This window comes from Streptomyces sp. bgisy159, from assembly GCF_965341775.1.
GTDB lineage: Bacteria > Actinomycetota > Actinomycetes > Streptomycetales > Streptomycetaceae > Streptomyces.
The window spans coordinates 1-11,277 of the sequence record NZ_CBDQZH010000080.1 but is presented as its reverse complement, the minus strand read 5'-3'; the positions used below and the strand labels follow the sequence as shown (position 1 = coordinate 11,277).

Here is an 11,277-nt window from a genome sequence, read left to right as displayed (position 1 = left end):
TTACCAGTCATGTCTGCAGGGACTGTTCCCTCCCTGTCACCCGTCACCTCAAAGAGTGAAGCAGGGGTCGTCAAATCGTGAAGATGTTGTAGGATCCACGCACTGCCAGGGGTGGGGACCTCTTCGATGGCGGTGCTGAGGGATGTTCTCTTGGTGGGGGCTTGGCAGTGGCAAGAGGCAAGACATCGCTCCGGGGCGCGTCCACACTGGTCGGCGACAGATGGCAGAGGCTGCCTGAGTGGGCGGCGTGGTTCTCGGAGGTCGGGTATTGGGCGGCAGGCCTGCACAAGGACAGCTCAAACGCGATAGTGGCGCTGTCCGTTCCGACGCGTGACTACCTCGCGGTGCTGCTGACCTATGGGGTTGTGAACCGGGCGTCCCAGGCGGAAGTGGCCCCTGCGGAGTCGGAGCAGAACTTCGAGCAGGCCGAATGCCTGCCTGTCGGCAACTGCGTTCGAGTCATCCCGGTCAAGGGTCCCGGGCAGGGGCGGCGCGTGTACACGGGAGTGTTCGGCGGGGCGATTCAGAACCATCATGGGCGGGTCTACGAACTCGCAGGCAGCAAGAGTCCTGGTCGGCGTCCTGGACCGATTTCGTGGTTTCCGGCAGACGACTACCGGCTCCAACTGCTTCGCTGGCCAGACCTGCCGGAGGACTACAGGGGTAGCAACCGTTTCAGCGAAGAGCTTGCAATACCCGTCGGCGCGGAGAAGCTGTTGGCCGGACAGATGGCCGACTTCTACGGACGCTGCTCGCTGCACAGCGTTGTGGTAGGGGTAAGGAACACGGTCCTGGCTGAGGCCCAGCTCGTCATCGGGGCAGCCGGAGGACCGGCATTGCCCCTGCAGGAGCTCCTGCGTCTGCGCGCAGTCCGCTCGCCTGGATCCCACTATCGCAGTGTGGTGCTGTCGAGCCGGGGTGACCCGGATAAGTACCGCGATGCGGTGCGATCCTGCCAGCCGGCTGTGGCAGTGCTCGATGGCGCGGCAACGGTTCGGCGGTGGCTTGGAGCCGGCCTCGCGGGCGTGACGGTGGCTGTGGTCGAGCGCACCAGCCCGTCAGCACTGGCCGCTGCGGACGGGCTCTACGAAAACCGATGGCGCAGCATGGCCGACGTCGACGTGCCCAGAGACCTCGGCAGCCGTATTCCTCCGGGAGTTGAACTGCTGGCATGGAAGAGCAGGGGGGCGGCACGATGAGTTTGTGGGAGGTAGACAAGGTCTACCAGCATGCGGGCTGCGCTATCGAGGAGCAGCCTGTACACCACTCAGGAGTGCACTCGTTCATGCGGGTGGCTTCCCAGTTTCTGCGTGCAGTAGGGGAGTTGGAAAGCTCTGACCTGTGGAGGCAGGCTTGCGTCGAGATCCGGCGGGTCCGGTGGCTCCTCGGTACCGTGCCGGTGCCCCTCAATAGCTTGCAGCTCAAGCTTCAGGAGACGGCGCACAGTTTGGCGGGAATTAGCGCTCGTCTGCGGCAGGCTGCGGATGCCGACCTGGTGCGCCAGCTGTCTGCCGTCGCGCAGGCCTTGACTCGCCTGGGAGCGGACTCCTCCAATCCCCTAATGGCCGGGGTTATGGCGTTCCTGTCGTCTGGCCGCAAGGGCACGCCGCTTGTAGTGGTGACCAACCGGTTCTACCAGGACGCCGTTGTCCGCGCGTTCGGCGTGATCCACTATCCAGTGGAGATTGGCCTGGTCAGTGACCTGTTGGGGGCTGAGGTGTATGACTCGGCCGCGGTCGTGGGACCGGTCGGCTGGCTTCCGCCGGGTGTGCTGAATGCTCCCCGGGCGGCGAGGCTTGGACTGGTCCACTATGACTTCTACCGTGAGCCGCTGGACGTACAGCCGCTGTTCGACGAGGGACCTGTGCTGCGCGGCACCATGCCAACGCGCGTACGCCGCCGCGACACGAGGACAGTCGGAGCACCGTCCGAGCTCACGGGTGATAGGACGCCTGAGACGGCAGAGTCCCTGCTGACGGATCTCGATGTCGCTTCCCTAGCGCAGGATGCTGTCGCAGGACTGCCCATTGAAGCTCTGCGGGACGGTACTTCAGGCGGTCACGAGGGGGTGGAGGCCCGTGCGGCTCTGCTCGCCGACGGCTCGTATGTCCTGCTGCCCGTGGAATCCAGCGTTCACAAGATCCTGTTGGTTGAGTCGGGTCCCGATGATGAGCCCTCTGTCGAGGCCGTCGACGGGGCCTCGATTTCGGTCGGCGACTACGTCGTACTTCGCGGTAGCTCCTACTATCAGAGCCTGATCGAGCGGGCCGACGTCGTCTTGGGCGACGACGCACCCATGCTGCGGGCGCTACAACAGGGGTGGAAAACGCAGCTGTGCGATCGTATTGCCCATCACCCAGATGGTCGTCGGGGTGTTGCGAAGGACTTGGTGGCGCGCGGCGCGGTGACCACCAACCTGGACTACTGGACGAGCTCTTGGTGCATCAGAACGCGGCGTAGAGATGACTTCGCTGTTGTCATGGCCTACCTGGGCCGCCGGGGGGAGGCACAGGACGTCTGGGCTGCCCTCGGCCGAATCGACCATGCGCACCGCAGTGCCGGGCGGGGTTACGCCGAGGCTGTGCAGCGTGCTGTCTCCGGGGATTTGTGGCAGCGGCTCTGGGTGGACCGCTGGTGCGAGATCCCCTTGGACGATACGGACTCGGGCGCGCGGGTGGCTCTGGTCGACGCCGTTCTCCCCGGACAGCTGTGCGTTCCCCCGCATTATCTCTGTCGGCTCCGCACTTCGGAGGTGTCCTGATGGCGCGCATGATTCCGTCGGCCTTCGATCCGGAAGTCACCCCAAGTCCCGGGGAGAAAGAGGTATTCCAGCGGCTCCGCGATGACCCTGGCACGGAAGGTTGGGTGGTGCTGCATTCGCTGGGGATCGCCAACCACCCGCGGCAGATCCAGGGTGAGGCTGATTTCGTCATTATCGTGCCCGGGAAGGGAATCCTACTCCTGGAGGTGAAGGCCCATCTGCAGGTCAGGCGCCTCCCGAGTGGCGAGTGGCGGCTGGGCAGACAGCCACCAACCCTGAGGAGCCCATTCCAACAGGCCGATGAGGCCATGCATGCGGTCAAGGAAAAGCTCATAGGCCACGGCGGTGGGCTGGGAGCCGTGCCGATGACCTCCGCGGTGTTGTTCACACACAGCCGGTTCGCGGTGTCAGGCCCCATGGAGTGGCACTCATGGCAGGCCATCGACACAGTGGCCCTGCACAGCCGTCCCGTTTCTGCTCTGATCATCGGGGGACTGGACGCCCACCGCGCGCACCTCGCCTCGACTCCCACAGCAGGCTGGTTCAACCCGGCATCCGCCGCTCCCGACGCCGGCCAGACCGACCGGATCCTGGAGGCGCTGCGGCCCTCATTCGAGTTTGCCGAACCTCCCAAGCTGCGGCGGCAGCGGATGGAGCGGGAGACCCAGACCTTCACGAAGCAGCAGTACGAGGTGCTTGACATGATCGCCGCCAACCGGCGGTGCCTGGTCCGCGGCGCCGCAGGAACAGGCAAGACTTTCGTTGCCGTGGAAGCGGCGCGGCGGTTCGCCGGAAGTGGTCTGAGGGTCTTGCTGTGCTGTTTCAACCGGCAGCTGGGCCGCTGGCTCAAAGAAGAGACCGCCGGGGTGGAGGGGATCACGGCTGCTCACCTGCACTCCTACATGGCGGGACTGGTTCCCGCTGCACGCCCTGCGGCAAGCGGAGACGACGGGTTCTTCACCGAGGAGCTTCCCGACCTCGCTCTGGAAGCCCTGTTGGAGCGCGACGGCCCGCCGTTCGATGTGCTGGTCATCGACGAGGCACAGGACCTGATGCGCGAGTCCTACCTCAACGTCCTCGACTCCTCCTTGCGCGGAGGTTTGTCTAGCGGTCAGTGGTTGGCCTTCGGTGACTTCACGCGCCAGGCCCTTTATGACTCCGGCGGTGAAGGAATGGAAGCCCTCCACGGGCGGACAGCGGGCGAGCCAGCGGTATTCATACTGCGTCACAACTGCAGGAGCGTCCCCGACATCACCTTCTACGTGGAAGCGACGTCCGACCTCGACCCGGGCTACGCCGGAACGCTGCGGCCCTCCAACGACCGGACCGCAGAGCACCTGTGGTGGACGGACAGTAAGGAACAGCAGCGGCTACTGGCGGACAGGCTCACCCAGCTCACTCGCGAAGGGTTCCGGCCCGAGGACATCGTCGTCCTGTCACCGCTGCGTAATGACCAGAGCGCGGCCGGCAGCTGCCAGGACCCCCGTTGGCGGAACCGGCTCGTGCCCTTCGGCTCCCCGCGGCCGGGAGCGGTGCGGTACGGGACAGTGCACGCGTTCAAGGGCCTGGATTCCCCAGCGGTCATCCTCACTGATATCGCCTCCTTCGGGTCGGCGCGTGAACAGACGCTCTTCTATGTGGGCGCCTCCCGCGCCAGGGACGAACTCACGGTGCTGATGTCCCAGAACGCACGCCCCGGCTTCCGCCAGCAGGTCTTCAAGGAGAAGGCAGCATGACCATCAGCGACCACCTCGGTCCGCGTGAGGACGTTATCGACGCCCTGAGGGCCGAGCTACTTGGCCCTGCGCCAGCCGGCAAGTCCCTCGACCGGGAACAGTTCGGCAACTGGGAGGAAGCCCGCGGCCCATGGGTGGACCCCGGGTCCGGAGAGGAGATCCTCGACCGGGCCCCGCTGGTGCGGTACGGCGTCGGCGTCCTGTACCCCGCCGAGGGCACTGATCAGCCCGCGGACGAGGATCGCACGGTCGTCGCCGGTCTCGTGGACGGTGAGCTCGACGGAAAAGTCTTCGAGGGCCTGCAGGAAGCTGCGCAGCGCACGGTCGGCGCGCCGCCTGAGGACGACGACTTCGACCTCGCCGGCGCGAACGACCGACGTCCCAGCACCATGGGCCTGTCGTTCATGCTGGCGGGCGGGAGCGGTACGGCTCTCCGCATCGTCTTCACAGGAGGCCGCTACCGGCGCCAGAACGTGCTTGTGGCGGGCGAAGCGCGGCGGTGGTGGGTACGCAGCCCCGTTACGGCGGTCTGGAAGCTGTCTGCGGACGAGATCGCCACGGCCAATCGCGTCCTGCGGAAGCCGCAGCCGGACGCGGACGACTCGCGCGGCATTGACGGGCTGGACCTGGAGCTGATCGTCAACGTGCGCAGCCACGAGGACGGCAGGCTGATCACAGTCGCCCTCGTCAACCGGACGGTCCCCGGAACCCAGCCACTCGATGCTGTGAGCCTGTTCCAGGCCGAGATGACCGTCGAGCCGCAGGGCGGATGGCTCGCCCCCTACCCGGAGGCTGCCGAAGCCGAGAGGCACCCGGACGACGCCTCGTTCAATCTGCTCTACCGGGAAGCACGGACCTTTGCCGTGGGGCATGGCTGTGCTGCGGACTGGGCCGACCCCGCAGGGGGCCGGGCCGCCTGGGCCAAGGCCGACCCTCTGCCTTGGTACGAGGCACCCAGCATCACCCCCGACATCCGGCAGAACGGCAGCCCGCTCACTGTCTCTATGGAGCAGCTCTCTGGGGACAGCCCTGGCGGTCCTGAGCGCCTGGAGCAGGTTGTCGGCGCGTACGCGGAGTGGATTGAGGGACTCGAAGAGAAGGCTGCCGGCCTCGACGAGCGGTTCCGGCCGACCGCCGCGCAGCACATAGAAGGCTGCCGCAAGGCTCTGGGCCGGATGCGAGAAGGGCTCGAACTGGTCCGTGACGCCCGGAGCGACCTGGGCCGTGCCTTCCGGATGGCAAACCGTGCCATGCTGCGCCAGCAGCTACGCTCCGGGGCCGATCTGCGTCCGACGCAGTCCGTCGACGGGCGGTTCCAGGTGGAGGGGCTCCAGCCGGATGAGAACGAGGCCCGCCGCAAGGGCAAGGGGAACTGGCGTGCCTTCCAGATCGCGTTCCTCCTGGCCGCCGTCCCCTCAAGTGCCGATCCCCTCCATGGCGACCGTGAGGTTGTTGACCTCATCTACTTCCCCACCGGCGGTGGCAAGACTGAGGCCTACCTCGGACTGTCTGCCTTCACGATGCTGCTCCGTCGTCTGCGCAATCCCAGTGACACGAGTGTCACCGTCCTCATGCGCTATACGCTGCGTCTGCTGACCGCTCAGCAATTCCTGCGCGCCGCCGCTCTCGTCTGCGCGCTTGAGGAGCTGCGCGCAGACACGCCAGACCTCGGAACGGTCCCCTTCTCGATCGGGATCTGGGTGGGTGGCGAGACCACTCCCAACCGACGCGCGGATGCGAAATCAGCACTTGGCAGGCTCCACCGCGGAGAGCAGGAGAACCCGTTCCTGCTGCTGCGCTGTCCCTGGTGCTCAGCTCAGATGGGCCCCGTCCCCAGCCAGGAGGAAGACACCGCGCCCGCGCAGCGCCGCCGTAGGACCGGTCGGCGCACCGGAGCAGCGGCCCGTACACCCGTAGCCGGGTACACGGAGTACCGCGGAACCGTGCGCTTCATCTGCCCGGACAATGAGTGCCGCTTCTCCACGGAAGATTCGCCACTGCCCGTCTACGTGGTTGACGATGACCTCTACGAGCACCGGCCGACACTCGTGATCGGAACGGTGGACAAGTTCGCCCTTGTTGCCTGGCGGCCCAAAGCACGGGCCTTGTTCGGCTTCGGAGCCGACGGCCTCGGCTCGGACGGCTCCCGGGCCTACTCGCCCCCCTCCCTGATCATCCAGGACGAGCTGCACCTCATCGCCGGCCCGCTCGGCTCCCTCACGGGCCTCTACGAGGGCGTCATCGAAGAACTGTGCACCGACCGGCGAGACGGCACGCGCATTCTCCCCAAGATCGTCGCCTCCACCGCGACGATCCGGCGGCACGAGGAGCAGGTCAAGGCCCTTTACGGCCGTGATCAGGTACACCTTTTCCCGCCGCACGGCATCGACGCCTCCGACTCCTTCTTCGCCGTCTACGACCGGGATCCGGAGACCGGCACACTCAAGCCGGGGCGGCGCTACATCGGCGTGCACGCTCCTGCCCTCGGCTCCATGCAGACCACACAAGTCCGCACGTTCGCCGCCCTGCTCCAGGCCGCCAAGGACCTTCCCGAAGGCCTCCGCGATCCCTGGTGGACGCTGCTCGCCTTCTTCAACAGCCTCCGTGAGCTCGGTAACTCGCTGTCGCTCATGCAGTCCGACATCCCCGACTACCTGAGGACCATCAACAACCGCTCAGAGACGGACCGCACCGGGATGCGCTACCTCAACTGGGTCGAGGAGATGACCAGCCGCCTCCGGCAGGACCAGATCCCCGAAGCCATCCAGAAGCTCGAGCGGCAGCTCACGGACGAACAGCGGGCCGTAGACGCCTGCCTGGCCTCCAGCCTGATTGAGGTCGGCATCGACATCCCCCGTCTCTCACTCATGGCCGTTGTCGGCCAGCCCAAGAGCACCTCTCAGTACATCCAGGTCACCGGTCGCGTAGGACGACGCATTCCCGGACTGGTCGTCACCCTGTACGGGGCCGGTAAACCCCGAGACCGCAGCCACTTCGAGCGCTTCCGCAGCTACCACGAACGCCTGTACGCGCAGGTCGAACCGACCAGCTCCACCCCGTTCGCCCCGCCCGCCCTGGACCGGGCCCTGCGCGCAGTCGCGGTTGCCTACATCCGGCAGACCGGACCGGAGGCGCTTGAGCCTCAGCCGTTCCCCGCCGAGGGCTGGGAAGCTGCCAGAAAGCTTCTCCTCGACCGGGTCGACTTCTGCGACTCCGAAGAAGCCGACCGCACAGCCGACATCCTGGACAGGATGCGCAAGGAGTGGGAGGCGTGGCAGCCCGGGCACTGGGGCGACTTCGGGCCCATGGTCAGCAGCGACCAGCTCCTGCGCCCCCTTGGCCAGTACGCGGACGAGCAGGCCCAGAGTATGACCTGGGCGATCCCCTCCTCCATGCGCGGCGTCGACGCCGAGTGCCAGATCGAAGTCACCTCGGAGTACGCGATCCAGGAAGGACAGTCATGATCCGCGGCAAGGTCCGGCGCTCCCAGATGGTCGCCCCGTTTGGCCCCGGGGCCATGCACGTGCTGTCCGACGGGACGTCAGTCATCACGGCAGGCCTCGACCACTGGTTTCCGCGTGGAGACGACCGCAACCAGGAAGAGTTCCGTATCCACGAGTGGCGCCTGGAACAGCATCTCGGTATCGACGCGCTCTACTCTCCTCCGGACTACCGCACCCGTTCGGAGGATGGGGTCAACACCGGTCTTACCGTCCCGGTCCTCCGATTCCCCACCTGGGGCTTCTGCCCGCGCTGCCGCAAGCTGGCCAAGGACCGGCTCCACCAGGAGAACCGCCCGGCCTGCAAGGAGCATGAGTCCTCCGGCCGCAATCCCTTCTTTGCCCAAGTGCCCTTCGTCGCAATCTGTGAGCGAGGGCACCTCCAGGACTTCCCCTGGTTCGAATGGACGCATAAGTCAGCGACGCCCTCCTGCCGGGGGCACAGCCTCTCACTGCGGTCCTCCGGCGGCGGCACTCTGGCCTCCCAACGGGTGTCCTGTTCCTGCAACGCGACCCGCAGCCTGGAAGGCATCACATCAACAAGGAGTAGTGCCGAGAGCGGCCCTTCCACGTTCCTCTCGGAAGAGCTCGAGCCGGGCGGGCCAGCGTACCTGTGCCGCGGCGGGGCGCCCTGGCTAGGGATCGACCGCGAAGGGGAGCCGTGCGGGAGTCCTCTCCGCGGCAGCCTGCGCGGCGCCGCGAACGTCTACTACTCGCTCCTGAAGAGTTCCATATTCGTGCCAGAGATGGCCGCGTCGACCGCCGATCCAAAGGTGCTCGCTGTCCTCCAGGACGGGGCGATCGTACAGGCCCGGCAGAGGGCAGCAGTCTTCCTTGACAAGGGAGAGGCTTTGCCTGCCCACATGCTCCGGAAAGCGGCCCAGGGGAACGCCTTCCTCCTCGACGACTTCAGCGACGAGGAGATCGCCCGCGCACTGGCCGTGCTGCAACGGTCCGAATCCGGAGCCTCAGAGACAGAGGAGCCCGGCTCCGCGCAGGACCCAGCTCCATTCCGCGCCACCGAGTACCAGACGCTGCGCGGTGCGATCGAGTCTGAGGAACTGGTTGTACGCGAGCCCCGCGGACAGTACGCGCCCAGCATTGCCTCCGCCTTCGCCCGCGTGAGGCTTGTAGAAAAGCTCCGCGAGACTCGGGTGCTATGGGGTTTCAACCGCGTTTTCGCGGAGTCCCCTTATGATGACGCGTCCCGCAAGGCACTGCTGCGCCGCACACCTGCCCGCCCGGGTGGCAACTGGCTTCCCGCATACGCTGTCAGCGGCGAGGGCATATACCTGGAACTCGACACGGCGTCTCTGGGCGCGTGGGAGGAGCGTCGGGGAGTTCTGGCGCAGGCTGAACTACTCACACAACGCTTCTCGGACCTAGCCGAACAGCGCGGCCTGACCAAGCGAGAGTTGTCGCCGCGCTTCATCCTCCTGCACACACTGGCGCACCTGCTCATCAACGAGCTCACCTACGAGTGCGGCTACAGCTCGGCCTCACTCAGGGAGCGCCTCTACGTGAGCCCCGGCCCGGACGGCATGGCCGGCATACTCATCTACACCGCCGCCGGGGACTCCGAGGGCACCTTGGGCGGCCTGGTTCGAATGGGCGAGCCCGGCCGACTGGAGGGAGTGCTGGAGAACGCCCTGGCTCACGCTGCGTGGTGCTCCTCGGACCCGGTGTGCATCGAGAGCAAGGGCCAAGGTCCCGGGTCCTGCAACCTTGCCGCCTGTCACGGCTGCGCGCTGCTTCCTGAGACGGCGTGCGAGGAGTACAATCGCTTCCTTGACCGTGCCTTGGTGGTCGGTGGGCTCGGGAAGAGCGAGCTCGGATTCTTCGCTAGGAACTGAGAGCAGGTCGATGGTGTGCGCGAGCATCCCGCTCACGCACACCACCTCCAGGTCAGTGGGCTGGAGGCTGGTCACGCGGCCGGGATCGCCTAGAGACGCGATTCTGCGGATTCACCTGCGCTGACCTGGAGTTGCTCCGTAGGTTCTGGAGTCGTGTATGTGAAGACGGCGAAGCGGGAGAACAAGTCCGGCACGGTCCGGTACCTGCACCTGGCCCACAACGAGTGGGATCCGGTGAAGGGCCGGGCGGTCCCGAGGGTCCTGTTCACGTTCGGCCGTGAGGACGACCTCGACCGGGACGCGGTGAAGCGCCTGGTCGCGTCTCTATCGCGGCTGCTGGAACCGGGCGAGGCACTGGCGTCGACCGCGGCGGGTGACTTGGAGTTCGTCTCGTCGGTCCCGTTCGGCGGCACCTACGTCCTCGATCATCTCTGGCGGCGGCTGAGGATCGACAGGATCGTCGGGCAGGTCGGGCAGCCCAAACGGGGCCGACGCCGGGACGTGTCGGTGACCGAGCGGGTGCTGTTCTCCATGGTCGCGAACCGGGCCCTGGCCCCGTCGTCGAAGCTGGCCGCCGCGGACTGGGTCACGCACGACGTGCATGTCGACGGCCTGCCGGCCACCGACGACGACGCCTGCTACCGGGCGATGGACTGGCTCCACGAAGTCCAGGACGACCTGGAGAAACGGGTGTTCGACGAGGTCGCGAACCTTCTCAACCTCGAGGTCGACCTGCTGTTCTTCGACACCACCGCGCCTACTTCGAACTGGAGGAGCCTGACGAGCCGGCCGCCCGCGACGACAAGGGCCGCCTACTGACCGCCGCCGACGATGCCCCACCGCCCCGGACGGCAGCGGCGACGCCCCTGACCAGGCCGGATTCAGAACCTTCGGGAAGTCGAAGGACTCCCGCGACGACCTGCCGCAGATCGTGATCGGCATGGCCGTCACCCGGGACGGGATCCCGGTCCGCGTCTGGTCCTGGCCCGGCAACACCGGTGACCAGAAGCTGATCCGGCAGGTCAAGGACGACATACGGGACTGGACCCTGAGCAAGATCGTGCGGGTCACCGACCGGGGATTCTCCAGCGAACGCAACCGCCGCTACCTCCGCCAGGGCGAGAACGCCTACATCGTCGGCGAGAAACTCCGCTCAGGCAGCCCGGAGGTGAAGGCCGCCCTGTCCCGCCAGGGCCGCTACGGCGAGATCGCCCAGAACATGCGGGTCAAGGAGGTGCGGATCTCCGACACTGAACGGTTCGTGATCGACATCCGCGCGGCTCGCGAACACGGCATCGTCGACGCCCTCGCCGAGGCAGACATCCCGTGCTGGGCCGACAAGGGATACCGAGGCGCCGGCGGCACCGTCCGCACCCCGTGCTGGGGACGACGATGGGACACCCTCTCCGCAGGCCAGCAGGCGGTCG

Annotated in this window: 5 protein-coding genes and 2 pseudogenes; all 7 read left to right on the top strand. The window is 66.6% G+C overall.

The annotated features are described in order from the left end of the window. Positions 1-167 precede the first annotated feature (167 nt). The gene (locus tag ACSLTV_RS35340; RefSeq protein WP_435613663.1) at positions 168-1,199 is read left to right on the top strand and encodes a hypothetical protein; all 1,032 of its coding nucleotides are present in this window, start codon (positions 168-170) and stop codon (positions 1,197-1,199) included. After that, complete coding sequence (locus tag ACSLTV_RS35335; RefSeq protein WP_435613662.1) at positions 1,172-2,761, top strand: hypothetical protein; 1,590 nt, start codon at positions 1,172-1,174, stop codon at positions 2,759-2,761. The genes ACSLTV_RS35340 and ACSLTV_RS35335 overlap by 28 nt, the downstream gene beginning before the upstream one ends. Continuing rightward, positions 2,761-4,497, top strand: a complete 1,737-nt coding sequence (locus tag ACSLTV_RS35330; RefSeq protein WP_435613661.1) for an NERD domain-containing protein — start codon at positions 2,761-2,763, stop codon at positions 4,495-4,497. Before ACSLTV_RS35335 ends, ACSLTV_RS35330 begins: the two co-directional genes overlap by 1 nt. Continuing rightward, the gene (locus ACSLTV_RS35325) at positions 4,494-7,961 is read left to right on the top strand and encodes a helicase-related protein (RefSeq protein ID WP_435613660.1); all 3,468 of its coding nucleotides are present in this window, start codon (positions 4,494-4,496) and stop codon (positions 7,959-7,961) included. Before ACSLTV_RS35330 ends, ACSLTV_RS35325 begins: the two co-directional genes overlap by 4 nt. Then, positions 7,958-9,850, top strand: coding sequence for a DrmB family protein (gene drmB, locus ACSLTV_RS35320; protein ID WP_435613659.1), 1,893 nt, complete (start codon positions 7,958-7,960; stop codon positions 9,848-9,850). The genes ACSLTV_RS35325 and drmB overlap by 4 nt, the downstream gene beginning before the upstream one ends. A 153-nt stretch (positions 9,851-10,003) precedes the next feature. Beyond that, positions 10,004-11,117 (top strand): annotated as a pseudogene (locus tag ACSLTV_RS35315) (IS1634 family transposase); the annotation flags it as partial. Next, positions 11,112-11,277: pseudogene (locus ACSLTV_RS35310) on the top strand (IS5/IS1182 family transposase); the annotation flags it as partial. The pseudogenes ACSLTV_RS35315 and ACSLTV_RS35310, both read left to right, overlap by 6 nt.